At 62.1% G+C, this 24,345-nt stretch carries 28 protein-coding genes; 9 read left to right on the forward strand and 19 right to left on the reverse strand.

The features are described 5' to 3' along the window. Positions 1-175 precede the first annotated feature (175 nt). The 4 genes from IGB42_RS21940 to IGB42_RS03720 all read left to right on the forward strand — a co-directional run bounded on the left by IGB42_RS21940 (position 176) and on the right by IGB42_RS03720 (position 4,862). Positions 176-952 carry a sterol desaturase family protein gene (locus tag IGB42_RS21940; RefSeq protein WP_159666973.1) on the forward strand — a complete coding sequence of 259 codons (777 nt, stop codon included), beginning with the start codon at positions 176-178 and terminating at the stop codon, positions 950-952. Further along, complete coding sequence (locus IGB42_RS03710; protein WP_201799810.1) at positions 942-1,796, forward strand: fatty acid desaturase; 855 nt, start codon at positions 942-944, stop codon at positions 1,794-1,796. Before IGB42_RS21940 ends, IGB42_RS03710 begins: the two co-directional genes overlap by 11 nt. Beyond that, positions 1,796-3,685 carry an iron-containing redox enzyme family protein gene (locus IGB42_RS03715; protein WP_159666979.1) on the forward strand — a complete coding sequence of 630 codons (1,890 nt, stop codon included), beginning with the start codon at positions 1,796-1,798 and terminating at the stop codon, positions 3,683-3,685. Before IGB42_RS03710 ends, IGB42_RS03715 begins: the two co-directional genes overlap by 1 nt. A gap of 289 nt (positions 3,686-3,974) precedes the next feature. Beyond that, the gene (locus IGB42_RS03720) at positions 3,975-4,862 is read left to right on the forward strand and encodes a hypothetical protein (protein WP_159666982.1); all 888 of its coding nucleotides are present in this window, start codon (positions 3,975-3,977) and stop codon (positions 4,860-4,862) included. A gap of 62 nt (positions 4,863-4,924) precedes the next feature. Here IGB42_RS03720 and hisG read toward each other — a convergent pair whose 3' ends face one another. The 14 genes from hisG to IGB42_RS03790 form a co-directional block, all read right to left on the reverse strand. After that, positions 4,925-5,575 carry an ATP phosphoribosyltransferase gene (gene hisG, locus IGB42_RS03725; RefSeq protein ID WP_159666985.1) on the reverse strand — a complete coding sequence of 217 codons (651 nt, stop codon included), beginning with the start codon at positions 5,573-5,575 and terminating at the stop codon, positions 4,925-4,927. A 5-nt stretch (positions 5,576-5,580) separates the two neighbouring features. Next, a complete protein-coding gene (locus IGB42_RS03730) occupies positions 5,581-5,985 on the reverse strand; it encodes a DUF4870 domain-containing protein (protein WP_159666988.1) in 405 nt (134 codons plus the stop codon). Further along, positions 5,985-7,235 carry a UDP-N-acetylglucosamine 1-carboxyvinyltransferase gene (gene murA / locus IGB42_RS03735; RefSeq protein ID WP_159666991.1) on the reverse strand — a complete coding sequence of 417 codons (1,251 nt, stop codon included), beginning with the start codon at positions 7,233-7,235 and terminating at the stop codon, positions 5,985-5,987. Before murA ends, IGB42_RS03730 begins: the two co-directional genes overlap by 1 nt. A 78-nt stretch (positions 7,236-7,313) precedes the next feature. After that, entirely contained in the window at positions 7,314-7,511 is a 198-nt protein-coding gene (locus IGB42_RS03740; protein ID WP_159666995.1) for a hypothetical protein, read from the reverse strand. Further along, positions 7,508-7,750 carry a BolA family protein gene (locus IGB42_RS03745; protein ID WP_159666998.1) on the reverse strand — a complete coding sequence of 81 codons (243 nt, stop codon included), beginning with the start codon at positions 7,748-7,750 and terminating at the stop codon, positions 7,508-7,510. The genes IGB42_RS03740 and IGB42_RS03745 overlap by 4 nt, the downstream gene beginning before the upstream one ends. Positions 7,751-7,956: 206 nt before the next feature. Beyond that, positions 7,957-8,712: an ABC transporter permease gene (locus IGB42_RS03750; RefSeq protein WP_159667001.1), complete on the reverse strand. Its 756-nt coding sequence runs from the start codon at positions 8,710-8,712 to the stop codon at positions 7,957-7,959. Next, on the reverse strand, positions 8,709-9,143 hold the full coding sequence (locus IGB42_RS03755; RefSeq protein ID WP_159667004.1) for a GNAT family N-acetyltransferase: 435 nt from the start codon (positions 9,141-9,143) through the stop codon (positions 8,709-8,711). The genes IGB42_RS03750 and IGB42_RS03755 overlap by 4 nt, the downstream gene beginning before the upstream one ends. Further along, positions 9,144-10,052 carry an ABC transporter ATP-binding protein gene (locus IGB42_RS03760; protein WP_159667007.1) on the reverse strand — a complete coding sequence of 303 codons (909 nt, stop codon included), beginning with the start codon at positions 10,050-10,052 and terminating at the stop codon, positions 9,144-9,146. After that, on the reverse strand, positions 10,049-10,846 hold the full coding sequence (locus IGB42_RS03765; protein WP_159667010.1) for a VacJ family lipoprotein: 798 nt from the start codon (positions 10,844-10,846) through the stop codon (positions 10,049-10,051). The genes IGB42_RS03760 and IGB42_RS03765 overlap by 4 nt, the downstream gene beginning before the upstream one ends. 79 nt (positions 10,847-10,925) lie before the next feature. Next, positions 10,926-11,201 carry a lipid asymmetry maintenance protein MlaB gene (locus IGB42_RS03770; protein ID WP_159667013.1) on the reverse strand — a complete coding sequence of 92 codons (276 nt, stop codon included), beginning with the start codon at positions 11,199-11,201 and terminating at the stop codon, positions 10,926-10,928. Next, complete coding sequence (locus tag IGB42_RS03775) at positions 11,198-11,815, reverse strand: phospholipid-binding protein MlaC (protein ID WP_159667016.1); 618 nt, start codon at positions 11,813-11,815, stop codon at positions 11,198-11,200. Before IGB42_RS03775 ends, IGB42_RS03770 begins: the two co-directional genes overlap by 4 nt. A 1-nt stretch (position 11,816) precedes the next feature. Further along, positions 11,817-12,341: an outer membrane lipid asymmetry maintenance protein MlaD gene (gene mlaD, locus IGB42_RS03780; RefSeq protein WP_159667019.1), complete on the reverse strand. Its 525-nt coding sequence runs from the start codon at positions 12,339-12,341 to the stop codon at positions 11,817-11,819. After that, positions 12,341-13,135, reverse strand: coding sequence for a lipid asymmetry maintenance ABC transporter permease subunit MlaE (mlaE, locus tag IGB42_RS03785; protein ID WP_159667022.1), 795 nt, complete (start codon positions 13,133-13,135; stop codon positions 12,341-12,343). Before mlaE ends, mlaD begins: the two co-directional genes overlap by 1 nt. Then, the gene (locus tag IGB42_RS03790) at positions 13,128-13,940 is read right to left on the reverse strand and encodes an ABC transporter ATP-binding protein (RefSeq protein WP_159667025.1); all 813 of its coding nucleotides are present in this window, start codon (positions 13,938-13,940) and stop codon (positions 13,128-13,130) included. Before IGB42_RS03790 ends, mlaE begins: the two co-directional genes overlap by 8 nt. Before the next feature lie 461 nt (positions 13,941-14,401). Here IGB42_RS03790 and IGB42_RS03795 point away from each other — a divergent pair, with 461 nt between their 5' ends. Further along, positions 14,402-15,028, forward strand: a complete 627-nt coding sequence (locus IGB42_RS03795) for a type II secretion system protein (protein ID WP_159667028.1) — start codon at positions 14,402-14,404, stop codon at positions 15,026-15,028. Between the two features lie 96 nt (positions 15,029-15,124). Continuing rightward, positions 15,125-16,270 (forward strand): GNAT family N-acetyltransferase, encoded by a 1,146-nt coding sequence (locus tag IGB42_RS03800; protein ID WP_159667031.1) that lies wholly within the window; start codon positions 15,125-15,127, stop codon positions 16,268-16,270. Between the two features lie 65 nt (positions 16,271-16,335). Here IGB42_RS03800 and grxD read toward each other — a convergent pair whose 3' ends face one another. The 4 genes from grxD to mgtE all read right to left on the reverse strand — a co-directional run bounded on the left by grxD (position 16,336) and on the right by mgtE (position 19,869). After that, positions 16,336-16,662, reverse strand: coding sequence for a Grx4 family monothiol glutaredoxin (gene grxD, locus IGB42_RS03805; RefSeq protein WP_159667034.1), 327 nt, complete (start codon positions 16,660-16,662; stop codon positions 16,336-16,338). 84 nt (positions 16,663-16,746) lie between these two features. Beyond that, positions 16,747-17,565 carry a peptide chain release factor N(5)-glutamine methyltransferase gene (gene prmC / locus IGB42_RS03810; protein WP_159667037.1) on the reverse strand — a complete coding sequence of 273 codons (819 nt, stop codon included), beginning with the start codon at positions 17,563-17,565 and terminating at the stop codon, positions 16,747-16,749. 32 nt (positions 17,566-17,597) lie between these two features. After that, a complete protein-coding gene (locus IGB42_RS03815) occupies positions 17,598-18,311 on the reverse strand; it encodes an EAL domain-containing protein (protein ID WP_159667041.1) in 714 nt (237 codons plus the stop codon). Positions 18,312-18,438: 127 nt separating this feature from the next. Then, positions 18,439-19,869, reverse strand: coding sequence for a magnesium transporter (gene mgtE / locus IGB42_RS03820; protein WP_159667044.1), 1,431 nt, complete (start codon positions 19,867-19,869; stop codon positions 18,439-18,441). 412 nt (positions 19,870-20,281) lie between these two features. Between mgtE and corA the strand changes: the two genes are divergently transcribed. Together corA and IGB42_RS03830 are read left to right on the forward strand one after the other, a co-directional pair. Beyond that, positions 20,282-21,244 carry a magnesium/cobalt transporter CorA gene (gene corA / locus IGB42_RS03825; protein WP_159667047.1) on the forward strand — a complete coding sequence of 321 codons (963 nt, stop codon included), beginning with the start codon at positions 20,282-20,284 and terminating at the stop codon, positions 21,242-21,244. 41 nt (positions 21,245-21,285) lie between these two features. Continuing rightward, positions 21,286-22,122 carry a carboxylesterase gene (locus IGB42_RS03830; protein ID WP_159667050.1) on the forward strand — a complete coding sequence of 279 codons (837 nt, stop codon included), beginning with the start codon at positions 21,286-21,288 and terminating at the stop codon, positions 22,120-22,122. Positions 22,123-22,181: 59 nt separating this feature from the next. Here IGB42_RS03830 and IGB42_RS03835 read toward each other — a convergent pair whose 3' ends face one another. Next, positions 22,182-22,883, reverse strand: coding sequence for a DUF4118 domain-containing protein (locus IGB42_RS03835; protein WP_159667053.1), 702 nt, complete (start codon positions 22,881-22,883; stop codon positions 22,182-22,184). A 153-nt stretch (positions 22,884-23,036) separates the two neighbouring features. Here IGB42_RS03835 and gshA point away from each other — a divergent pair, with 153 nt between their 5' ends. Continuing rightward, positions 23,037-24,335 carry a glutamate--cysteine ligase gene (gene gshA / locus IGB42_RS03840; RefSeq protein ID WP_159667056.1) on the forward strand — a complete coding sequence of 433 codons (1,299 nt, stop codon included), beginning with the start codon at positions 23,037-23,039 and terminating at the stop codon, positions 24,333-24,335. Positions 24,336-24,345 lie beyond the last annotated feature (10 nt).

Here is a 24,345-nt window from a genome sequence, read left to right on the forward strand (position 1 = left end):
CCAAAAATGGTGAATAAATTCAGTTTCCAGCAAGAATTTACCGGGTATTCTGCGATTTGTTAATGCCGCCCGTCGTCCGTTGGCCGGTCCGGGCGATCGGCCCCTTTATTCTGCTGACACCGGACGGGGCCAATCGGCCCGGCTCTGGCCCGATCACTCATAGCCTGCCTATTCAATGCGCGAATACATACTCCACTGCAGTTGGTACCAGATCATCGTGGTGGGCTGGGTGTTCTTTGGCGGCCTGTATCTGGGCATGGGCGCACTCAACACGTTGCTGAGCCGGTACGTATTGCCCGCTGTGCACTACGGCCGGCCGCTGGACCCACGCCCGCTGCTGCCGGGCCAGACCCGGCGCGAATTGTTGCAATCGGCCGGCTCCGTTTTCCTGTTCGGCATCGACATGATCTTTCCGTGGGGCCTGCTGCAGCTGGGCTGGGCGCAGCTGGCCATGGCCCCGCCATGGTGGCAAAGCGCGCTGGAGATCCTGGTGCTGGTGGTATGGAACGAAGTGCACTTCTACGCCAACCACTGGCTGCTGCATACGCGCTGGCTGCGGCGATTTCACATGCAGCATCACCGCTCGGTGGTGGTGACGCCGTGGGCCGCCTACAGTTTCCACCCGGTAGAGGCGCTGATGCTGGGCAACGTGGTGATGCTGCCCATGGTGGTACACGACTTCAGCGTGTGGGCAGTGGTTGCGCTGCCGGTTGTCAGCCTGGTGTTCAACAACATCGGCCATTCAAACTACGACTTCCTGCCCGATGCGCATGCCGACCGCTGGTGGCTCAACGGTGCGCGCCGCCATCATCTGCATCATGCGTGCTTTCACGGCAACTTCGGCTTCATGTTCCCGTTCATGGATCGGCTGTTCGGTACCGCGCTGCCGCCGGACGCCGCCGACAAACACATCGACAGCTGGCGTGCACGGCACGCGCGCGATGCTGCGTAATTGGCGCGATCTGCAATCACTGACCTACCTGACTGCGTTGCCGCTGCTGGTGGCATGGCAATGGCGGCACGGTTTCAGCTGGCCACTGTATGCGGCCGTGCTGTTCCTCACGCTGGGCGTGGGGGTCATCCATCACAACCACGCGCACTTGCCCATGTGGCATAGCCGCTGGCTGAACCGGCAGGGCGATTTCTGGCTGACACTGTTGCAGGGCCACCCCACCTATGTGTTCCACGCCACACATGTGGCCAATCACCACCGCTACCGCCACGGCCCGCAAGATATCGTGCGGACCTACCGCTTTGGCGACCACAACCACCTGGCCGGCTACCTGCTGCACCCGTTGCAGGCGGTGCCGGTGCTGTACCCGGTCTTCGTGGCATGGTTGCGGCAACTGCAGCGCCGCGACCCCGCTGCGCTGCGCTATTGCCAGCTGCAATACGCAGCAGTGCTGATGCTATGGGGCAGCCTTGCATGGCTGGATTGGCAAAAATGGCTGTTGCTGGTACTGATCCCGCAATTGCACGGGCTGCACTGGCTGCTAGCCACCAACTACCTGCAGCATGCCCATGCCGATGGCCATTCTCGCATCAATTACGCGCGCAATTTTGAAGGCTGGGTGAATCCGCTACTGTTCAATATCGGCCTGCATACCGCCCATCACGAACACCCGCGTGCGCACTGGTCTGAACTGACCGCGCTGCACCAGCGCTACCGCAGCCAGGTAGATCCGCGCCTCAACGCCGGTGGCCTGCTGCCCTATATGTGCCGTACTTTCCTGCTCAGCCTCGTTTTGCCGCGCCATCGCAGCCACAGCCTGATGGCGCCCCCGGAGACCCATTGATGCCCACCCGTTTCAAGCACGTTTACATCGAAGCCGCCGGCTACCACCTGCCCGGGCCGCCAGTGGGCAACGATGCCATGGATGCGTATATCGCCCCGATCAACCGTATTTCCGGCCGCATCAAGGCACGCATCCTGGCGGAAAACGGCATCAGGACCCGCCACTACGCAATCGATGCTGACGGCAATACCGTGCTGTCGCACGCGCGGCTGGCTGCCAATGCGGTGGCCGATTGCCTGCAGCGTGCGCAGGCCACCATCGCCGACGTCTCACTACTGGCAGCAGGCTCGTCCGGCGGGGATGCGCTGATGCCGGGCTTTGCCAGCATGATCCAGGGCGAACTGGGCGCACCGCCGATGGCCACGCTATCGAGCCAGGGCGTATGTGCTGCCGGCGTAACGGCGCTGGCACACGCCGCCCAGGGCATCGAGCTGGGTGCGCACCGGCAGGCGCTGGTGGTGGCGGCGGAGATGCCCTCGCGCATGTTCAAGCACAGCCGCTTTGCACCACGCGGTTACGATAGCGATTTCGATGCGCATTTCCTGCGCTGGATGCTGTCGGACGGCGCGGGTGCCATGCTGCTGACCGACAGCCCGAGCGGGCGTAACGGGTTACGACTCAAGCTGAACTGGGTGCATCAGCAGAGCTTCGCCGGCGATTACCCGGTCTGCATGCAGCTGGGGCTGAGCGAGGATCGCAGCACCTCCTTCCTTGATTACCCGTCGAGCAGCGAAGCGGAAGCCGCCGGAGCGCTGTCGTTGCGCCAGGACATCCGCCTGCTGCCGCACCTGTTCGATGTATCGATCCACGAATACGTGAAGCTGGTGGAGGCAGGCTGGGTGACATCGGCCGGGGTCGATCACTTTTTGTGCCACTACTCGTCCGAAAAATTCATTCCGGTGGTGGAAGACCTGCTGGACAAGGCCGGGCTGACCATCCCGAAGGAGCGCTGGTACAGCAACCTTGCCACGCGCGGCAATACCGGTGCGGCGTCCATCTTCGTGATGCTGGCCGAGTTCCTCGATACCCATGCGGTGCAGCCGGGGGAGAAAATCCTCTGTTTCATCCCCGAATCGGGCCGCATCAGCGCTGCCTACATGCTGCTGGAAGTGGAAGATGCCACTGCGCCGCTGGCCACAGCCACGCGGGGCGCCGTAGCAGTGCCGGCCAGCTGCGATACCGTACCCGGCACCATCACCGCGCCACACGATCCCGCCAGCGCGCCCGAGCCGTTGCAACCGCTGCTGACCGCGCTTGCGGGCATCTGGCATGACTACCGCTCGAAAGTCTGGCGCAGCCCGGTGATCCACAAGCTGGTGGCCGGCCGTTTCGGGCTGGCCGATTACCGCAGCTGGATCGCGCAATGGGTGCCGCAGGTGCGCGAGGGCAGCCTGTGGATGCGCGAAGCGGTGGCATCGCTGACGGGGCCGTTTGCCGAGCTGGGTGCGCTGATCGAAATGCACGCCGGCGATGAACAGAACGACTTCATGATCCTGTATCAGGATTACCGGGCAGCCGGCGGCAGCGCGCCGCTCGATACGCTGCGGCGCAATCCGGGTGGCGAGGCGCTCAATGCCTACCTGCACGCGCTGGCCGCAACGGAAAACCCGCTGGGTTTGCTGGGGGCGATTTACGTGATCGAGGGCACTGGCCAGCGCATCGTGCCCGCGTTGCTGCCACTGCTGCGCAAGCAGGTGGACTTGCCCGCCAGCGCATTCCGCTTTCTGGAATACCACGGCGCCAACGATGAACATCATCTGGCGCGCTGGCTGGCGGCGGTCGAGATCACGCTGGACATATCACCAGCGGCAGCCGACGCCATCCTCGCCACCGCAAAGCGCACCGCGCAGCTGTACCTGATGCAGTTCGAGCACATCATTGCGCATTGAGTTTTGCCAATGGCCAGTCATAAAACAGGATTAGCTGCTGTCTGGCTATCCAGGTTGAGGCGGTTTTTTTTAATGCAGATTTATCCAAAGCAACCCACTGCCCACTACAGAGCCCCGAAGAACCACTGACGAGTGACAACGAGGCGCCCTCGCGGCGGCGAGGGCGGGGGAAGTGGAATGGAACAGGATGTGCCGCTGCTTCGCTCTTCCACGATAGCTTGGAGCCCGGCTTGGCCGGGCTTTTGATACGATTTGGCTCACCGTAGCCGTCACATGGAACAACAAGGCGATGAAACACCTGCCCAACTTCCTGCTGCAAGAGCACGACCCGCGCGACCCCAATCCGTGGCTGGCGCTTTACCTGGACCAAAGCACGCCGCTACCCGATCACGTGAAGCGCGCATGGCTGGCCGATTCCAGCTCCGTAGCGCGGCAGTTCCTGCTGCCCTTCGTGCGCCCGCTGGCACGGGTCAGCATCATCCTGATCCAGGTGGTGAAGACGTTCATGCCGCGCCGCTGGGCGGCATCGCGTTTCCTGCACTGGCTGCTGGCGGAGGGGCTGAAAAAGCTGGTGTCCCCGGAAGCCAACTGGCTGGTGATGCGGCACTTCCACATCGGTGGGCAGATCCTCGAGTTCATCGCGAAGAACGCGCCGGTACCGGCAGAAACCGCGCCGCTCAAGCCCTTGGTGCTGGATGACCTGAAAGATGACACGTTTCTCAAACACGATCTCAACCTGTTCAACTTCGTGATCAGGCTGAACCAGGCGCTGCGCTTTGCAGATCAATCGCTGATCCCGCTGGACCGCCCCGATTTCAGCATGATCGAAGAACCGCCGCTGTCGCTGGCCGCGATGCCGCATGGCCGGCTCAATGTGGTCGATCTGCAAACGGCCATCGAATGCTTCACGCCGGTCTACCAGCTCTTCCTCACCGACAACGATTTCTGGCGGGCCGCCAACTCGCTGCAGCTGGATGAAACCATTGCCGTCTATGCCGCCACCATCCTCAACGCACCGCAGCATCTGCTGCTGCTCAACAACAAGCATCCATTGGTGCCGCTAAGCACCTTGCGCGCCGGTTACCGGCTGGTGTTGCACGGGCTGTCATCCGAAATGCTGCACGCGCTGCTGATGCAGCTGAAAGCGGCGCAGCAGGCCGAGGATCAGGCGCGCTGAGGTAGCAGGCAAAGAAAACGCCCCGACATACGGGGCGTTCTGCTTGTTGCGGTATTGCCGGATCAATCGGCTTCGCGCGCGGCCACGGTTGCCGCAAATGCATCGAGCACCGGCTGGATCAGGTCGTGCTTGAGCTTGAGCGCAGCCTGATTCACCACCAGGCGGCTGGAGATATCGCGGATGTGTTCAACCGCCACCAGCTTGTTGGCCTTGAGCGTGCCGCCGGTGGACACCAGGTCGACAATGGCGTCCGCCAAGCCTACCAGCGGCGCCAGCTCCATCGAACCGTACAGCTTGATCAGGTCCACGTGCACGCCTTTGGCGGCAAAGTGTTCTTGCGCGCCATACGTGTACTTGGTGGCCACGCGCAAACGCGCACCCTGCTTGACGGCGCCCTCGTAATCGAAGCCCTCGCGCACGGCAACCATCAGCTTGCACTTGGCGATTTCCAGGTCCAGCGGCTGGTAGAGGCCCGCACCACCATGCTCGAGCAGCACGTCCTTGCCGGCAATGCCAAGGTCGGCTGCGCCATATTGCACATAGGTCGGCACGTCGGTGGCGCGCACGATGATCAGGCGCACATCGTCGCGGTTGGTGCCGATGATGAGCTTGCGGCTCGCTTCCGGGTCTTCGCTCGGTACCACGCCTGCGGCGGCAAGCAGCGGCAGGGTTTCTTCGAAAATACGGCCTTTGGACAGCGCAATCGTGATCATCGGTTTTACTTGAAAAGTTTAAGAGTCAACGGGTACTTCGATTTCCAGCCATTGATGGCCTTGGCGCCTTCCCACAGGCCAAACGCGGACGACACGATCGTTACCCACCAGATCAGCGCCGGCGTATGCAGCGCCATGCCCAGCAACATGGCCAGCACATACATGCAGCCCATCAGCAACTGGAAGTTGGCCGCCTGCATTGCGTGCTGTTCGACGAACTCCGAATGCACGCGGGCAAACTGCAGGATGATGAACGGCACGATCAGCGCCAGGCCGGGAATCGGCAACAACGGAATCCACAACAGGCCCGCCAGGTGCGCCATCGCCGCAAAGCCTTTCTCGGCTTGTGTGGGCGGCTTGAGCTGGCCGTCGCCGTCTTCCTTGGCAGGTTTGGGATTGAGCGTGAGCATCAGGATACGCGCTCGATCTGCGCGCCCACACCGGCCAGCTTGCGCTCGATATGCTCGTAGCCGCGGTCCAGGTGATAAATGCGGTCCACCACGGTTTCGCCATCGGCAATCATGCCGGCAATCACCAGCGACGCCGAAGCACGCAGGTCGGTCGCCATCACCACCGCGCCGGACAATTGCGCCACGCCGGTCACGATGGCGGTATTGCCTTCGGTATTGATGCTGGCGCCCATGCGCACCAGTTCCGGCGCGTGCATGAAGCGGTTTTCGAAAATGGTTTCGGTGATCACGCCGGTGCCTTCGGCAATGCAGTTGAGCAGCATGAACTGCGCCTGCATGTCGGTCGGAAACGCCGGGTAGGGCAAGGTCCGCACGTTGACGGCCTTGGGGCGTGTTTTCATGTCGAGCGAGATCCAGTCATCGCCCGCTTCGATATACGCGCCCGCTTCACGCAGCTTTTCCAGCACCGCATCCAGGATGTTGGCGCGCGTATTGCGCAGCACCACATGGCCCTGCGCGGCGGCAGCGGCAACCAGGAAGGTCCCGGTCTCGATACGGTCGGCAATGATGGCGTGCTCGGCGCCGTGCAGCTTTTCCACACCTTCGATGGTGATGCGGTCGGTACCGTGACCGATGATTTTTGCACCCATCTTGATCAGGCAGTCCGCCAGATCGACCACTTCGGGCTCGCGCGCGGCGTTCTCGATGATGGTGGTGCCTTCAGCCAGCGTGGCCGCCATCAGCAGGTTTTCGGTGCCGGTGACGGTAACCATGTCGCATACGATGCGCGCGCCCTTGAGCTTGCCGCTGGCCTTCACATAGCCGTGCTCGATGACGATTTCGGCGCCCATCGCCTGCAGGCCCTTGATGTGCTGATCCACCGGGCGCGCGCCGATCGCGCAGCCACCGGGCAAGGACACCTGCGCCTCGCCAAAGCGCGCCAGCGTGGGGCCCAGTACCAGGATGGACGCTCGCATGGTCTTCACCAGCTCGTACGGCGCAACCAGGCTGGTGATCTGGTTGGCGGTAATTTCATACTCGTGCACGTTATCGGTCATCACGCGCACGCCCATGCCCTGCAGCAGCTTTTGCGTGGTTTTCACGTCTGCCAACTGCGGCACATTGGTCAGGCGCAGCGTATCTGCCGTGAGCAGGCTGGCACACAGGATGGGCAACGCGGCGTTCTTCGCGCCGGAAATGGTGATTTCGCCATTGAGCGGCAGGCCGCCAGTGATCTTGAGCTTATCCATAATCTCTAAAGAAAAATGCCCGCGGCAAGGCGGGTTGGGGTTGGATAGCGCGCATTATCGCGCTTTCTCAGCGGTGTTTCAGTGGAATTTCCACCAAAGGAAGGCCACCAGCGCAATCAGCAGCGGCAGGTTGGTCAGCGCCATCAGCCGGCCGCCACTGCGATCACCCTTCTTGCTGGCGTTTTCCTTGGCGCGGGCGAGCGCATCCTGCTGTTTCTGGATCCCATCAAGACTGAAGCGGTCGCTGCTTTCTTCCTCGGGCCGATCGTAGCTCATTGCGCTGCCGCCCATTCTTCCGGCGTCAGCGTCTTTTCCAGGCTGAGCGCATGCAGCTCGCCCGAATCGATCACGTCCTTCAGCGCGTCCTTCACCAGCCGGTGGCGCGCCAGCAGCCCCAGCCCCGCAAAACGCGGGCTGGCCAGCTTGGCATAGAAATGATGCCCGTCACCGCGTACATCGGTATGCGTGGCATCCAGGCGGTCAGTCAGTAGTTGTGCAACGAATTCAGGTGCCATCGGGTGTTCTAGGGTCCAGCAATGTTCAATATGGAAAAGACTGCAACCGCCGACACTAGCATCCTCTTCGGCAGGCAGTTGTGTCATGCGCATCAGTCAGCAAGCGGTGTTCGGAAAATGTCGCTGGCAAGGCGTGCGAAGCGCAGACAGTACAAGCAGTACGGCAAGCAAGCACAACGCAGCCAGCGGCTTTTTACGAACACCGCTCAGTGGCGGATTTTGTAGCCGGATCTTATCAGCCCGTAACAGTACCCGGACAACACAATGAAGGTTGCGCCGACGACCGCAACGCTGGTCCACGGTGAAACGTCCGAAACACCGAAGAAACCGTGACGGAAACCATCAATCGCGTAGAACACCGGGTTCCATTGCGATACGCCGTACCAGAACGGCGGCAGCGAGTGGATCGAATAGAACACGCCGGATAAAAATGTCAGCGGCATGATCAGGAAGTTCTGGAATGCAGCCAACTGATCGAATTTCTCGGCCCAGATGCCGGCAATCAGCCCCAGCACCGCCATCAGGCCGCTACCCAGCAACGCAAACGCCAGTACCCACAACGGGTTGGAGAGCGGCGGCACTGCAAACACCATGGTCAACACCAGCACGCCGATGCCAACAAACACGCCGCGCACCACTGCAGCCAATACGTAGGCGGCAAAAAACTCGAAATGCGACAGCGGCGGCAGCAGGATGAACACCAGGTTACCGGTGATCTTGGACTGGATCAGGCTGGACGAAGTATTGGCAAACGCGTTCTGCAGCATGCTCATCATCGCGAGGCCGGGAATCAGGAACGCCACATAGCGCACGCCCGGATACGGCTGCACATGCGCATCGAGCACATGGGCAAAAATCAGCAGGTAGAGCAGCGCAGTCAGCACCGGTGCCAGCACGGTCTGGAAGGCTACCTTCCAGAAGCGCAGCAGTTCCTTGTAGAACAGCGTGGAAAAACCCGTCATGTGTCGCTACCGATTTTCTTGTAAAAACGCAGGCCGTTGTTGGCAAAGCCGCGTCGCTCGTAAAACGCATGCGCCTCGGGGCGGTGCGTGCCGCTGTTGAGCTGCAGCGAGGTGGCACCGTGGGCGCGCGCCCAGCGCTCTGCCTCGTCCATCAATGCCACGCCGATGCCCTGCCCGCGCGCATGCTCGTCTACCACCAGTGCAACGATGCGCACCTGCATGCCGTCCAGCTCGATCATCCAGGCCTGCGCCAGCAGCACCAGGCCCACCAGCCGCCCGCCATCGTCTGCTACCAGGCAGGCATAACCGCCGGCACGCTCGAGATTGGCGAGGCGCACGCGAACCGCGGCCTCATCGCTGGGGTAACCCAGATCGGCCAGCAGCGGGCAGATGGCCGCCGCATCGTCATCCACAACCGGTCGGATCAGCATTCAGTCCACCTGCGGCGCATCGCGCATCATGCTGACGAAAATGTCTTCCAGATCCGGCTTGGCCACTTCGATATCGCTGATGCTGATACCCGCATCCTTCAGCGCAACCAGAATGTCGGTCAGCGCATCGGGCTCGGACAATTTCAATTCGAATTGATCATCACGCTGCGCAACCTGCAGCGAGCGCAACGCCTCCGGCAGCTCGGCCGGGCGCAACCGCAAGGTGAGCGAGCGCGCCTTGCCACGGTTCATCAGCGCGGATTTTTCTTCCAGCGCCAATAGCCGCCCCTGCTTGAGCATGGCAATGCGGTTGCACAGCGCTTCGGCTTCTTCCAGGTAATGCGTGGTCAGCACGATGGTATGGCCATCGGCATTCAGGCGCTGGATGAACGCCCACAGCGTCTGGCGCAGCTCGACGTCCACACCGGCGGTGGGTTCATCCAGCACGATCACCGGCGGGCGATGCACCAGCGCCTGCGCCACCATCACGCGGCGCTTCATGCCGCCGGAGAGCGAGCGCATATTGGCATTGGCCTTGCTGGTGAGGCCAAGGCTGGCAAGGATTTCGTCTATCCATGCGTCGTTCTTTTTCAGCCCGAAGTAGCCGGACTGGAAGGCCAGCGTTTCCCGCACGGTGAAGAAGGGATCGAACACCAGCTCCTGCGGCACGATGCCGACGGCGCGGCGCGCGGCGCGGTAATCGCTGGCCACGTCATGCCCCATCACCGCCACATTGCCACCACTGGCCTGGGTGAGCCCGCCCAGAATGGAGATCAGCGTGGTCTTGCCGGCGCCATTGGGGCCAAGCAGGGCAAAAAAGTCGCCCGGTTCGACATCGAAGCTGACGCCGGACAACGCCTCGAAATCACCGAAGCGCTTCACCACCCGATCAAACCGGATGGCACTCACTTTGCCGGCTCCGCTGCTGCGGGTGCGCTGGCAGAAGCGGGTGCTGCCGGCGCGGCGGCCGCCGCATCGGTGGCAGCGTCGTCCTCATCGCCATCGTCACCCAGCGGCAACGGCGCTGGCGGGCTGCCATCCCACACGTCGTTGTAGCGCTTCTGCAGCCACGCATCACGCAGATAGGCATAAGGATCGATTTGCGCTTCGATCAGCGGATCGAGCGCCAGCGTACCGGCACGGGCATCCACCGCTTCCCCCCCCCAGCGCAGCACTTCCACTGCGGTGGTGGGATCGAACGCGGCATCCACCGGGTCCAGGAAGAAGCGCCCCAAGGGTGTGGCCATGTCACGCGCGGACGAGGGGCCGAAGAACGGCAGCATCAGGTAGGGGCCGGTACCCACACCCCAGCTACCCAGCACCTGGCCGAAGTCTTCTTCGGTTTTCTTCAGGCCCATGTCGCTGGCCCAGTCCACCATGCCGAACATGCCGATACTGGTGTTGACCAGCACGCGACCGGCGCTGTTGCCGGCATCGCTGACCTTGCCTTGCAGCAGGTTGGAGAAAATCGAGTAGAAATCGTCGAAGTTCTCGAAGAAGTTATGTGTGCCATCCTTGGCCGGCCCCGGCATGTGGTTCTTGTAGGCGGTCGCCACCGGCTTGACCGCAGCGCGGTCGAGCACGGTATTGAATGCGAACACGCCACGATTCACTTTCTCGAGCGGATCGTAGTTGTTCTGGGGGGTGGCACAGCCGGCAACAAGCGCGGCGGCACCAACAGCAAGCAGGGTAGTCAGGCGCATGGCAGTGACGGGGCTTAGAAAAACGTTATTGTAGGGGATGCAGCGCGTGCCGGGCATGGTTACCCATGCGCACAGCATATCAGGCCGCCGGCGCAAAGCCGGGCAAGCCCGCAAGGCCGTATACGCTGGCCAGTTGCTGCAGGCCAGGCGGCATGTGGCTCAATTGCAGCGTGACTTCTTTTGCCGCTGCCGCGCGCAGCCAGTGCAGCAGCACCGATACCCCGGCGGAATCGGCCGCTTCGACGCCGGAAAAATCCAGCGTCAGCGTATCACCGGCAGAGGGCCACACCATTTCATCCAGCCGCTGCGCGGCGGTATCGAAAGTCAGGCGACCGCCCACTTTCACGGTGGTCACTTGGGCGCAGCCTTGCTGGCACCGGCCGCAGATGCAGCATTCAGCTCTGCCAGTTGCTTGATCAGGCCATCGATGCCTTTCTGGCGGATGGCCGCGCCGAACTGGTTGCGGTTGTTCACGGTGAAGCTGATGCCGTCCACCGCGATGTCGTACACCTTCCAGTTGCCACCCAGTTTTTCGAAGTAAAACTCCAGCGGAATCGATTTCTGGCCGGGAATGCTCACTTCGGTGCGCACGCTCTGCTCGTCGGCGCTTTCGCCCGGGCGCGCGCCGATCACATTGACCTGCGCATTCTTGTAGATGGTCAGTGCCGACAGGTAGGTGCGTACCAGCATCTGGCGGAACTCGTTGGTCAGCGCTGATTGCTGCTCGGGCGAGGCCGTTTTCCAGTAACGGCCTACTGCCAGAGAGGTCATGCGCGTGTAGTCGGCCAGCGGCTCGACCTTTTGCGACACCTGCTCGCGCAGCTTGGCCACATCCTTGTCATTCTTCTTGATCGCCTCGAGCACGTCACGGCTGACGTTCTTGACGATCACTTCCGGAGTCTCGCCCGCAGCAGCCAGCGCAAACGCCGGCAACAGGCCCAACAAACACACTACCAGCCACTTTTTCATCTCATTTCTCCACTGCATGATTCGATTTCGGTTCGGTCGCGGCGGTGCCGCCGCCCTCTGCCCCATTGCCGCCTTCCTGCGCCTTGGAGAACAGGAAGCGGCTGATCAGTTGTTCCAGCACCACCGCGGACGACGTGATGGTGATACGGCCACCTTCTTCCAGCATGCGGTCATCCGCACCGGGCTCGAGGCCGATGTATTGCTCGCCCAGCAGGCCGGACGTCAGGATGGCGGCGCTGGTATCGCGGCTGAACTGGTAGCGCTTGTCGATGGCGAAGGACACCTTGGCCATATAGGTATGCGGATCGAAGATGATGCCGGTTACCCGGCCGATCACCACACCGGAGCTCTTGATCGGCGCGCGGGTTTTCAGGCCGCCGATATTCTCGAAGTTAGCGCTCAGCGTATAGGTATCGCTGGCGACCAGCATGCTGGTGCTGCTGACCTTGAACGCGAGGAACAGCAAAGCGACGATACCCGCCGCCACAAAGAGGCCCACCCAGAAATCGATCAAGCCACGTTTCATCAAACACCCCTAAACATGAATGCGGTCAGGATCACGTCCAGACCCAGAATAACCAGCGCTGATGTCACCACCGTGCGCGTGGTGGCACCGGACACACCCTCCGCAGTTGGCGTGGCGTCGTAACCTTCGAATACGGCAATCAGCGATACCGCGATGCCGAAGAAAATACTTTTGATCACGCCATTGATCACATCGAGGCGGAAATCCACCGCGCTCTGCATCTGCGACCAGAAACTGCCCGAATCGAGGCCGAGCAACTGCACGCCCACCAGATAGCCGCCAATGATGCCCATGGCGCTGAACATGGCCGCCAGCAGCGGCATCGAGATCACCCCGCCCCAGAAACGCGGTGCCACCACGCGGGCAATCGGGTTGACCGCCATCATTTCCATCGCGGACAACTGCTCGGTGGCTTTCATCAGGCCGATTTCGGCAGTAATGGCAGAGCCTGCGCGGCTGGCAAACAGCAACGCGCCCACCACCGGCCCCAGTTCGCGCACCAGCGAGAGCGCCACCAGGATGCCCAGCGACGACGACGCGCCAAAGCGCACCAGCGTGTCGTAGCCTTGCAGCGCCAGCACCATGCCGATGAACAGCCCGGATACCCCGATGATCAGCACCGACAGCACGCCCGCAAACCAGATCTCGCGCATGGTGAGCGAAAAGCGCAGCAGCGAGGTGGGCGAGTGGCGCAAGATCGCCACGAAGAAACGCCCGGCAAAGCCCAATTTGAGCAGCGCATCGGTAAACGGCGCGCCCAGCCGGCTGAAAAAACGCACCAGCACATCAGCCATGCGCACGCTCCAGGCCCAGTTCGGCAGCCAGCGGCGTGGCCTGACGGTGGAATGGCACCGGGCCATCCGGCTCGCCATTGATGAACTGCTTCACGAACGGGTGCGTGGACGCACGCACTTCGTCCGGCGTACCTTGCGCAACGATCACGCCATCGGCCAGGAACACAACGCGGTCGACGATGGCCAGCGATTCGGCCACATCGTGCGTGACGATCACCGAGGCACTGCCCAGTGCATCATTGAGCTCGCGGATCAGCTTGCCGGTCACTGCCAGTGAAATCGGGTCGAGCCCGGTAAAGGGTTCGTCGTACAGCATCACCAGCGGATCGAGCGCGATGGCACGCGCCAATGCAACCCGCCGGGCCATGCCGCCGGACAATTCATTGGGCATCAGTTGCGCTGCGCCGCGCAGGCCGACTGCCTGCAGCTTCATCAGCACCAGATCACGGATCACCGATTCGGGCAGCGCGGTGCGCTCGCGTAGCGGGAACGCGACGTTCTCGAACACGGAGAGATCGGTAAACAGCGCGCCGAACTGGAACAGCATGCCCAGCTTGCTGCGCAACCGGTACAGCGCCGCTTCCTTCAGGCTGGCCACATCCTCACCGTCAACGCGCACATGGCCGGCACTGGCCTGCAGTTGGCCGCCGATCAGCTTGAGCAACGTCGTCTTGCCCGATCCCGACCCGCCCATGATGGCCACTACTTCGCCACGCGCCACCTTGAAGGAAACGTCGCGCAGCACGTCACTTTCGCCATAGGCGAACCGTACCTCATCAAGTTCAACGACAGCAGCAGAGGGCATGGGGAACCAGATTTAGACTGGTGAGTACAAGTAAAGACGCATTCTAAGCTTGCGCCCCCATTACGAACAGTGCGGTATCTCACGCTATGACATTTTCACACCTATCCCCACCCGGATCGGGTCAGAAAGCCCGCCTTGGCAGGGGAGAAAGGCGGGCCTGAATCCGGGCAGGCGGGTAAGGACAGGGTAATGCAATCGGCCTGAAATATTCTGCTCCGCAGGCCCGCCAGCAGCATGCGCCGGGCACGTACGGATTACCGGAATGCCGCCAACAACAGAGGAATGTGGCGCCAGGCTCTCGCAGATCAAAGCCAACAAGGGCTGTAGGCAAGATCCAAAGAACCGGTCAGCCTAAAACTTACATGCAATCTCTTTCATTACATATTAGCAATTGGTGTTACACTGAGCGCAGCAGTGCCCTACCCGCTTCCATACATTGCTGCAACCGGAAAAAACACAGTATGCGTGCCCCTCTGCAACAAGGCTTTACCTTGATCGAAGTCGCAACCATTGCCGTGATCGTCGGCATGGTGCTCGGGCTGGCTTTCAAGGGGCGCGACCTGATGGACAGTGCGCGGGTGAAGAGCACGCAGGCCAGCGCAATCAAGATCCAGTCGGCCATTGCCCTGTATCACGAGCGCTACGGCCGCTATCCCGGCGATGGCTGCACTGGCAGCACGCCCACGACCGAGGCTACATGCAAGGGCGCCCGCGATGGCCTGCTCAATACCGCCAGCGAGCGCATTGCCTTCTGGCAGCAGTTATCCCCGGTTGCCGGCGTGCTCTCGCCCGCAGATCGCAATACGCCGCTGGGCGTGCAGTGGAATGTGGTCTCCAAGGGCAGCAATCTGGGCGCGGCCGACTCTTCCGCGTGGATCGTGGCCGGCAACGATGGCAGCCAGCCGACAGTGGATATCCGCTACGTTTGCGCGATCGACAACGAGTTCGATGATGGCGAGCCCGATACCGGCAACATCCGTAGCAGCGCCGCGCATGGCGCCGGCAGTGGCCAGTACCAGCAAAACGACCGTTGCTGGTCCAAGGGCAAGACCGACCTGCAGACACTGGCAATACGCATCCTGCCCTGAGCGGAAGCGGGCCGCCCCGGTGGCCTGACTGCGCAGCAGCACTTTTCCCCGTTGCACGATTGACGTGCCGGGGCGCAAAGCCGTTATCCTTGCCGCATGCTGCGCGTACACCCCCATATCGCCGACCTGCCCGCTGATGGCTGGAATGCCCTTGCCGGCACCAGCCCGGTGCTGCAGCACGCGTTTCTTGCCGCGCTGGAACAAACCGATTGCGTGGGTGCCGGGGCCGGCTGGCAGCCGTGCCACCTGGAGCTGACCAATGAAGCGGGGATGAGTCAGGGCCTGCTGCCGCTTTACCTCAAGCACCACTCCTACGGTGAATACGTATTCGACTGGTCGTGGGCACAGGCCTACCGTGAACACGGGCTCGATTACTACCCCAAGCTGGTCAGCGCCATACCGTTCACGCCGGTGCCCGGCGAGCGCCTGCTGGCGGTGGATGAAGCCAGCCGCAGCATGCTGGTGCGGGGTGCGCTGACGCTGGCGCAGGATATCGAAGCCAGCAGCCTGCACCTGCTGTTCCATCCGCCCGCCGACCTGCCGTTATTGCACGCAGCCGGACTACAGACGCGCACGCAAATCCAGTTTCACTGGCTCAATCAGGGCTGGCAGCATTTCGATGACTTCCTGGCGGCGATGAAGCGCGAGAAGCGCAAGAAAATCCGCCAGGAGCGCAGCAAGGTGGCAGCCACCGGCATCCGCATCGTGCGCAAGACCGGCCACGACATCAGCCACGAAGACTGGGCATTTTTTGCCCGCTGCTACAGCAACACCTACCACGAACACCGTTCCAGCCCCTATCTGAGCGAGGCGTTCTTCCAGTTGCTGGGCGATGCACAGCCCGAGGCATGCATGCTGGTGCTGGCCTACCGCAACGACGAGCCGCTGGCGTGCGCATTGAATCTGATCGGGCCGGAGCGGCTGTACGGCCGCTACTGGGGTGCGGACTGGAATGCGGGGGGTGGCGGCTTCGAGCCCAGCCTGCATTTCGAGCTGTGCTACTACCAGGGCATCGAATTCGCCATCGAGCGTGGCCTGGCGGTATTCGAAGGCGGCGCACAGGGCGAGCACAAGCAGGCACGAGGCTTCTCGCCGGTACTGACCTACTCCGCACACTGGCTGGCACACCCGGGCTTTGCCCGCGCGGTGGCGGACTATCTGCAGCGGGAACGCCCGTTGATCGAGCAACAGTATCAGGCGCTACTGGCACGTGATGCGTTTTCGGCCAGCAGTTCCGAATAAACCCGGCAACAGAAAAAAACAAAGCCCCCGCCAAAGGCAGGGGCCTGGCGCAGCGCCGGCTTGGATCAGCCGACCTTGTGCGCTTCCAGCAGCTTTTGCAGCTCGCCGTTTGCGTACAGCTCTTTCATGATGTCCGAACCGCCAACGAACTCACCGTCGATGTAGAGCTGGGGAATGGTCGGCCAGTTGGCATAATCCTTGATGCCCTGGCGGATATCTTGGTCGGCCAGCACGTTGACAGCGGCAAACTGCACACCAACATTCTTCAACAGCTGCACGGCACCGGCCGAGAAACCGCATTGCGGGAAAGTCGGTGTGCCTTTCATGAAAAGCGCCACCGGGTTTTCGGTCACGATCTGGTGGATTTCCTGCTGGATATCGCGTTCGCTCATGGGTAGTGCCCCTAATAACCTATCAAATCAGTCGGATATTGTACCGGCGAGTCTTGCCCGGCTGCAAGATGCCGCCGGGCAGCATCACGGCCGGTGCACAGCGCAACGCCCGCCCGTCACCCGGTCCAGGCCGGCCAGGTCGTGCCAGGTTTGCACCTCGCTGAACCCCGCCGCGTCGAGCAAGGCGCGGCTTGCCCCGCCCTGATCGTAACCGTGCTCGAACAACAGCCAGCCACCCGCACGCAGATGCTCCACACAGGTCGTGACGATATGGCGGATATGCAAGAGCCCATCCGCACCATCGGTCAGCGCGCCACGCGGTTCGAAGCGCAAATCGCCCTGTGCCAGGTGCGGATCGTGCTGTTCGATATACGGCGGATTGGAAACGATCAGCGAGAAGGTCTGGCCTGCCAGCGCGGCAAACCAGTCAGAGTGGACAAACTGCACCTCCGCGCCCAGCCGGCGCGCGTTGTGCTGCGCCACAGCCAATGCATCGCTGGAGATATCCACCGCGCTCACCAGCAGATCAGCCCGCTCCAGCTTGAGGGTGACCGGAATGCAACCGGAGCCCGTACCCAGGTCCAGCACCCGTGCATTGTCACCAGCCCGTGCCAGCGCCAGCTCCACCAGCAGTTCGGTTTCCGGGCGCGGAATCAGCACGGCGGGGCTGACGGCGAAATCGCGGCCATAGAATTCACGCGTGCCCACCAGATAGGCAACCGGCTCGCCAGCACGGCGCCGTGCGGCGAGGGCATCATATGCGGCGGCCAGCGCAGGGTCTGCTTCGTCGCTGCCGTGCGCGATCAGCCATGCGCGGTTATGGCCGGACACGTGGCTGAACAGCACTTGCGCATCGATGCGCGCGAGGCCGCTAGCGGCCAGCAGGGTCTGGTAATCAGGCATGGCGGCAGTTTAGCAGCCGCGCACAGTGTTGATCACGGGTGCACGCTGTGAAAGCAATCGCGGAAGAAAAAGCCCTGCACGTAGTCGACGCCGAGATCCATGGCCGCTTCCCAGTGCGCCACCGTCTCCACGCCTTCCAGTATCGTGGCTTGCCCGTGCTCGCGCGCAAAGCGCACCAGCGTCTGCAGCAGCTTACGGTAGCCGGGGCTGTGCCAGTGCTGCCACCAGTGGCGATCAAACTTGAGGTAGTCCATCTGCAGCAGCACCGGCAGCGACAGCACCGATGCCGGCGCGCCGATATCATCCAGCGCCAGCCGTACATCACGTGCGGCAAACGCATCCGCCATGGCGAGGCTGCGGTCGGCATCGCCTGACGAGCTGTTCTCGATGATTTCCACCGTCAGGCCGGCACGGCCGGATACCAAGTCCACCAGCGGATGCGGGCCCTTGTCCTTGCTGGCGATATGGAAGGTATCCGGGTCGAGATTGATGAACAGCATGCCCGCTGGCGATTCATCGATCTGCAGCCGCTTGAGCGTGTGCTCCACCTGATACAGCGCCAGCGGATGCGCTTCGAGCGCATCGAATACCGCCTGCGGCGGCACCGCGGCACCGGCAGCGGTATAGAAGCGTGCCAGCGCCTCGTGCGCGTACGCCTCGCCGCTTTTCACTTCGACGATGGGCTGGTACTCGACACCGAAGCGACGGCTATGCAGCAGTTCGATCAGGATGGCTGGAGAGAGCATCTGGCGGGTATCGGTGGACGATGCCTTTATTGTTTCGGGCCATGCTACCCGAAGCGGATGGCGCTGCGGCATACGGGCAAGCACCTAGTGCGGGGGGCAGCATGCTGACACGAACAGTTGATCCTGATCAGCGCAGGAATACCGTTGCCAACCCCAGAAAGATGAAAAAGCCCATGCTGTCGGTAGTAGCAGTCAGCAACACGCTGGAGCCATAGGCCGGATCGCGCCCGAGCTTCTGCATGGTGAGTGGCACCAGGATGCCCACCAGCGCGGCTACCTGCAGGTTGAGCACCATGGCTGCCATCATCACGCCGCCCAGCTTCCATTGGCCGTACAGCATGAAGGCGATCAGCCCCAGCACGCAGCCCCACACCACGCCGTTGACCAGTGCAATACCCTGCTCCTTCACCAGCAGGCGCAGCGAGTTGGACGGCGTGATCTGCCCCAGCGCCAGCCCGCGGATGATCAGCGTGATGGTTTGCGTGCCGGTATTGCCGCCGATGCCCGATACGATGGGCATCAGCGTGGCCAGTGCCACCAGATGGGCGATGGTTTCCTCGAACGCGCCGATCACGCGGCTGGCGAGAAAAGCGGTGCAGATATTCACCGCCAGCCACGGCCAGCGATTTCTGGTGGATTTCCAGATGCTGGAAAACAGGTCTTCTTCCTTCATGCCCGCGAGGGACAGCACGTCCGAATCCTCGCGGATCACGTCCAGCATGTCGTCGACGGTCAGCCGGCCGATCACGCGCTGGTTGGAGTCAAGCACCGGCGCGGAGACCAGGTCATAACGCTCGAACGCGTTGGCGGCATCTTCCACGCGGCCATCGGGCGCAAACACCACCACATCGCTGCTCATCACCTCGGCAACGGCTTTCTTCGGGTCGTTCAGCAACAGGCGCTTGAGCGACAGCACGCCCTTGAAGGTGCGCTGCCGGTCGGTCACGAACAGTTTGTCGGTATTGTCGGGCAGGTTGTCGAACCGGCGCAGGTAACGCAGCACGGTAGCCAGCGTGACATCGTCACGGATGGTCACCATGTCGAAATCCATCAACGCGCCCACTTCATGCTCGCCATAGGACAGCGCACTTTGCACCTGCGCACGCTCGTCGGCATCCAGCCCCACCATGACCTCGGACAGCAGGTGCTCGGGCAGATCGGGCGCGAGGTCGGCGAGTTCATCCGCATCCAGCGTGCCGGCGGCGGCAACGATGTCCTCGTTGTCCATCTGCTCGAGCAGCGATTCACGCACCGCATCGGAGACTTCCAGCAGGATTTCGCCATCGCGCTCGGCGCGCACCAGTTCCCACACGGTAAAGCGGTCACTACGCGGCAGGGCTTCCAGGATGTCGGCAATGTCGGCCGAATGCAGCCGTTCCAGCTTTACCGACAGCTCGGCCAGGTTCTGTTTATGCACCAGTTGCTCGACCAGATCGTGGCGCGGCATTTCCTGCTTGTGCACCATGCCCTCGACCAGTTTGTGGCGTGCCAGCAGGCGCTGCACCTGGGCCAGCGTTTCCTGAAAATTTTCCTGGGTCTTGCGGGTAGTGACGGTCATACGGGTTCCGTTACACGGCGGCGTCGACAGCCTGGTGCCTGTCAACCCTGGTTTCGCAACTGCACCGGGCCGCAAAAGCCCATATAACAAGGCGTGCGACGCAGGCAATAACGGGTTATTGCCAGGGAGCGTAACACCGTAAATGGGCTTTTTGCGGCCCAGCGCTGTGGGTTCGGGGTATTTCAGCCAGGCCGGGGCCGCCTGCGAGCAAGCAGGCGACTTGCAAAAGCGGGGTGGCGGCTCTTTAAAACGACCACATGCAGCCCGGCTGGAAGACCCCGGACGCGGTTGTGAAACCGGGGTTAACAGGCCCGCGCAAGGTGTTACAACATGTGCGCCGACGAATTCGTCCAATCGCTTATATAATCGCGCGGCCTCGCAGTTTCCAGGGCAGGTTCAACCGGAGTCACTCATGCTCGCAGCCTTCGCACTGGCCCATGGCCGCCTTGTACACCTGCCGGTGCAGACACCCGCCGATCTTGCCCGCCCCGAGGTGATGTGGGTGGACCTGGTCGACCCCAGTGATGACGAGCGGGCAATGGTGCAAAGCGTGTTCCGGCTTGAACTGCCCGAGGACGAAGAGCTGGAGGACATCGAGGAATCCGCGCGCTGCTATGTGGATGAAGCCGGCCTGCACCTCAACTCCTACTTCCTGCACCAGCATAGCGAAGGCGCGGACAACGTCACCGTCTCTTTCCTGCTGAACGAAGGCCGGCTGCTGACCATGCGCCAGGAAGAGCTGGCGGTGTTCCGGCTGTTCCGGCTGCGTGCCCGCGTGCAGCCGGAATTCGTCAGCAGCGCCGAGGACATCCTGCTATCCATCTATGAAGTGGCGGTGGAATACGATGCCGACGTGCTGGAAGGCGTGTACAGCGCGCTGGAGAAAGTGAGCAGCCGCGTGCTGAATCGCGAAACCGACATGAACGACGAAGCGATGGCGGAAACCGTTGCCGATATCGCCCAGCAGGAAGACGTGAACGGCAAGGTCAGGCTGGACCTGATGGATACGCGCCGCGCGCTGTCCTTTTTGCTGCGCTCGCGCGTGATCGGCCGCGAGCAGGAGGGCAACCTGCGCGAAATCCTGCGCGATCTGGAATCGCTGAACAACCACACCGGCTTCCTGTTCGACAAGATCAACTTCCTGATGGACGCGGTGATGGGCTTGATCAATCTGTCGCAGAACAAGATCATCAAGATTTTCTCGATTGCCAGCGTGGTGTTCCTGCCACCGACGATGATTGCCAGCGTCTACGGCATGAACTTCGGCCTGATGCCCGAACTGAGCTGGGAATTCGGTTACCCGTTCGCCATCCTGCTGATGCTGCTGTCCGGGATTGCGCCATACTGGTTCTTCAAGAAGAAAGGCTGGCTGTAACGCAACACGCCGTTGCGCGGCGCCCGCCTGCTGGAGTGCATATGTTCCGTCTGGATGCCCAGGATGCCATTCTGCTGGTACACGGCCTTGCCGGCAGTGAAACCGAAATGCGCCCGCTGGGCAAAAAGCTTGAAGCGGCCGGCTTCGCAGTGGAAATACCGCTGCTGGCCGGCCATGGCAGCACACCGGCCGAACTGGCGGCCACGCACTGGCAACAGTGGTATGCCAGCGCCGAAGCCGCGCTGGAATCATTGCTGGCGCGCTATCCGCGCGTGTCCATCGGCGGCTTGTGCATGGGGTCGTTGCTGTCGATCAAGCTCGCGCACAAGTACCAGCACCGGCTGCGTGCACTGATCCTGGTTTCCCCGACGATGTTTTTCGATGGCTGGGCGCAACCCTGGTACCGTTTCATCCTGCCGCTAGTGGTGAAAACCCCGCTCAAGCACCGGCTGTCTTTCCCGGAAGCGCCACCTTACGGCATCAAGAACGCCAAGCTGCGCTCGCGGCTGGAAAAACAGATCCACGCCGGCCAATCGCACTATGGCGCCACGCCGGTGGCTGCCATCCATGAAGTGATGCAGCTGATCGATACGCTGACCCCGCAGGTACTGGGCGAGATGTATCTGCCCACGCTGATCGTGCACGCGCTGGAAGACGAGGTGGCCGCACCCACCACGCCGCTGCACCTGAAGCAGCACTTGGCGCATTGCGATTGCGAGCTGGTGTGGCTGGAAGACAGCTATCACATGGCCACCATGGACAACCAGCGCGACCGCGTCAGCCAGCATGCATTGCGCATGCTGCGCCTGGCCGGGCATCAGGCCAGCCTGCCGGCGCTGGCGCCGTTTGCCTGCCCGACTGCGCTGGCGGCGGGGTAGGGCCGGCGCGGCAGCTCCCCGCCAGCCCCGGTTACCGTGCAACCGGCCAGTAGCGGCCTTTACAGTCCCAATGACAGCATGCAGACGATCTGCCCGTCCTCGGCGCCGGCCAGGTTGGCACGCGCACAACGCAGCCGCATGCCGCTGGCGGTGATGATTTCATCGGCCAGCGCCCACGCCGGGTCAACGTGGTCATCCTGCAATGCCAGCCAGGCACGCGCGGTGTTGTTGGCGGCTTCGATGCGGCCATTGCGCAACCACAGCACGGCCGCAGGGAATGCATCGAACAGGCCGGGAAAGCGCGTACGCAAGTGCTGCGGATCCTGCAGCCGCAGTGCCAGCTCGGCTTCCAGATCAGTTTGCCTTGCTGCCAGCGCGAACTGCGTGCGGCTCACCAATACCGCCTTGTCGTGCAAGCGGGCGATCACCTGCACGCAGATCAGCGCGCTGGTCATCAGCACCCCCAGCCGCACGGCGGTTTCCACGCTGTGCACGCCAAAACGGTAGTACGGCCACAGAAAGAAGAAATCGTAGGCGATGATGCTTGCCACGCTGATCGCCAGGCCGCCTGCCAGCCCCAGATAGAGGCTGGCGTACACCACCGGCACGATCAGCAGCATGTCGGCCACGCCGTGCCGCCCGAAGTGCCCCAGCACCATGCCGATGGCAATCACTGCCGCCAGCAGCAACGCCGAGATCAGCACATGGCGGCGGCGCAATGCCTGCGGGTTATCCAGCGGATTGGCAAACAATTGCGACATCTCGGTGTCCTCGGCGTAACGTATATGCCATGCAGTTTAGAGGCAAAGGCGGCAGCTTGCGCCGGCCATCGACCCGTATGCATGGCAAGGTGGATTGAATTGGCAGCCTTTGCCACCATATGCTGCACTCGTAGAACGCCAACGGAACCCATCATGAGTGTCCCCCACCTGACTACCGCGCTGTCCGGCCCGCTGCTCGACCTGGAGCGCAAGATCCTGGATGCGCAATCGGAAATCGAACACTGGTTCCGTAACCAATGGCAGGAGCACACGCCCCCGTTCTACGGCTCGGTGGATTTGCGCAATGCCGGCTACAAGCTGGCACCGGTGGACATGAATCTGTATCCGGGTGGCTTCAATAATTTGAACCCCGATTTCCATCCACTGGCAGTGCATGCGGCAATGAGCGCGGCAGAAAGTTTCTGTCCGGACGCACGCCGCCTGCTTTTGATCCCGGAAAACCATACCCGCAACCAGTTCTACCTGCAGAACGTGGCCGCGCTGGCACGCATCCTGCGCCATGCCGGCCTGAAAGTGCGCATCGGCACGCTCAACCCGGATATCACCGAGCCAACCGAGTTCGAGCTGCCCAATGGCGCCAAGCTCAAGCTCGAACCGGTGGTGCGCAACGGCCGCCGCGTGGGCCTGCCCGATTTCGATCCATGCGTGGTGTTGCTGAACAACGATCTGTCGGCCGGCGTGCCGAAAATCGTCGAGGACATCGAGCAAACGCTGCTACCGCCCTTGCATGCCGGCTGGTACATGCGCCGCAAGACCAACCATTTTGCCGCTTACGACCAGGTGGTGAACGAGTTTGCCAGGCTGATCGGCATCGACCCGTGGGTGATCAACCCTTACTTTGCCAGGGTGGGCGGGCTGGATTTCCACGAACGCACCGGCGAGGAAAAACTGGCCGCTACCGTGGACGAGATGCTGGAGAAAATCCGCGTCAAGTATGCGGAACACGGCATCACGCAAACGCCGTTCGTCATCGTCAAGGCAGATGCCGGCACCTATGGCATGGGCATCATGACGGTAAAATCGGGCGAAGAACTGATCGGCCTCAACCGCAAGCAGCGCAACAAGATGTCGGTGATCAAGGAAGGGCTGCAGGTGCACGATGTGATCGTGCAGGAAGGTGTACCCACCTTTGAAACCATCGACGGCGCAATTGCCGAGCCGGTGATCTACATGGTCGATCACTTCGTGGTGGGCGGTTTCTACCGCGTGCATACCGAGCGCGGCATCGACGAAAACCTCAACGCCCCCGGCGCGCAGTTCGTGCCGCTGGCGTTTGCCTCGCCGCCGAACACGCCGGAGTGCGACGACAACCCGGATTGCGAAACCAACCGTTTTTACGCCTATGGTGTGATTGCACGGCTGGCACTGCTGGCCGCCGCGCACGAGCTGGAAGCTACCGCCCCCGAGCCCGCCCTGGCGCTGGCCATTTAAGCTGGAAATC

It is taken from the genome of Andreprevotia sp. IGB-42 (assembly GCF_009848685.1).
Taxonomy (GTDB): Bacteria; Pseudomonadota; Gammaproteobacteria; order Burkholderiales; family Chitinibacteraceae; genus Andreprevotia.

Excerpts from the sequence above, each read along its gene's own strand:
- IGB42_RS03720 (WP_159666982.1), top strand. The coding sequence starts at position 3,975 with ATGAAACACCTGCCCAACTTCCTGCTGCAAGAGCACGACCCGCGCGAC.
- IGB42_RS03835 (WP_159667053.1), bottom strand. The coding sequence starts at position 22,883 with ATGTCGCAATTGTTTGCCAATCCGCTGGATAACCCGCAGGCATTGCGC.
- IGB42_RS03750 (WP_159667001.1), bottom strand. The coding sequence starts at position 8,712 with ATGACGGGTTTTTCCACGCTGTTCTACAAGGAACTGCTGCGCTTCTGG.
- hisG (WP_159666985.1), bottom strand. The coding sequence starts at position 5,575 with ATGATCACGATTGCGCTGTCCAAAGGCCGTATTTTCGAAGAAACCCTG.
- IGB42_RS03715 (WP_159666979.1), top strand. The coding sequence starts at position 1,796 with ATGCCCACCCGTTTCAAGCACGTTTACATCGAAGCCGCCGGCTACCAC.
- IGB42_RS03830 (WP_159667050.1), top strand. The coding sequence starts at position 21,286 with ATGTTCCGTCTGGATGCCCAGGATGCCATTCTGCTGGTACACGGCCTT.
- IGB42_RS03795 (WP_159667028.1), top strand. The coding sequence starts at position 14,402 with ATGCGTGCCCCTCTGCAACAAGGCTTTACCTTGATCGAAGTCGCAACC.
- IGB42_RS03775 (WP_159667016.1), bottom strand. The coding sequence starts at position 11,815 with ATGAAAAAGTGGCTGGTAGTGTGTTTGTTGGGCCTGTTGCCGGCGTTT.
- IGB42_RS21940 (WP_159666973.1), top strand. The coding sequence starts at position 176 with ATGCGCGAATACATACTCCACTGCAGTTGGTACCAGATCATCGTGGTG.
- murA (WP_159666991.1), bottom strand. The coding sequence starts at position 7,235 with ATGGATAAGCTCAAGATCACTGGCGGCCTGCCGCTCAATGGCGAAATC.
- IGB42_RS03765 (WP_159667010.1), bottom strand. The coding sequence starts at position 10,846 with ATGCGCCTGACTACCCTGCTTGCTGTTGGTGCCGCCGCGCTTGTTGCC.
- IGB42_RS03740 (WP_159666995.1), bottom strand. The coding sequence starts at position 7,511 with ATGAGCTACGATCGGCCCGAGGAAGAAAGCAGCGACCGCTTCAGTCTT.
- mgtE (WP_159667044.1), bottom strand. The coding sequence starts at position 19,869 with ATGACCGTCACTACCCGCAAGACCCAGGAAAATTTTCAGGAAACGCTG.
- prmC (WP_159667037.1), bottom strand. The coding sequence starts at position 17,565 with ATGCCTGATTACCAGACCCTGCTGGCCGCTAGCGGCCTCGCGCGCATC.
- IGB42_RS03730 (WP_159666988.1), bottom strand. The coding sequence starts at position 5,985 with ATGCTCACGCTCAATCCCAAACCTGCCAAGGAAGACGGCGACGGCCAG.
- IGB42_RS03710 (WP_201799810.1), top strand. The coding sequence starts at position 942 with ATGCTGCGTAATTGGCGCGATCTGCAATCACTGACCTACCTGACTGCG.
- IGB42_RS03755 (WP_159667004.1), bottom strand. The coding sequence starts at position 9,143 with ATGCTGATCCGACCGGTTGTGGATGACGATGCGGCGGCCATCTGCCCG.
- IGB42_RS03745 (WP_159666998.1), bottom strand. The coding sequence starts at position 7,750 with ATGGCACCTGAATTCGTTGCACAACTACTGACTGACCGCCTGGATGCC.
- IGB42_RS03815 (WP_159667041.1), bottom strand. The coding sequence starts at position 18,311 with ATGCTCTCTCCAGCCATCCTGATCGAACTGCTGCATAGCCGTCGCTTC.
- IGB42_RS03800 (WP_159667031.1), top strand. The coding sequence starts at position 15,125 with ATGCTGCGCGTACACCCCCATATCGCCGACCTGCCCGCTGATGGCTGG.
- mlaE (WP_159667022.1), bottom strand. The coding sequence starts at position 13,135 with ATGGCTGATGTGCTGGTGCGTTTTTTCAGCCGGCTGGGCGCGCCGTTT.
- mlaD (WP_159667019.1), bottom strand. The coding sequence starts at position 12,341 with ATGAAACGTGGCTTGATCGATTTCTGGGTGGGCCTCTTTGTGGCGGCG.
- grxD (WP_159667034.1), bottom strand. The coding sequence starts at position 16,662 with ATGAGCGAACGCGATATCCAGCAGGAAATCCACCAGATCGTGACCGAA.
- IGB42_RS03790 (WP_159667025.1), bottom strand. The coding sequence starts at position 13,940 with ATGCCCTCTGCTGCTGTCGTTGAACTTGATGAGGTACGGTTCGCCTAT.
- corA (WP_159667047.1), top strand. The coding sequence starts at position 20,282 with ATGCTCGCAGCCTTCGCACTGGCCCATGGCCGCCTTGTACACCTGCCG.
- gshA (WP_159667056.1), top strand. The coding sequence starts at position 23,037 with ATGAGTGTCCCCCACCTGACTACCGCGCTGTCCGGCCCGCTGCTCGAC.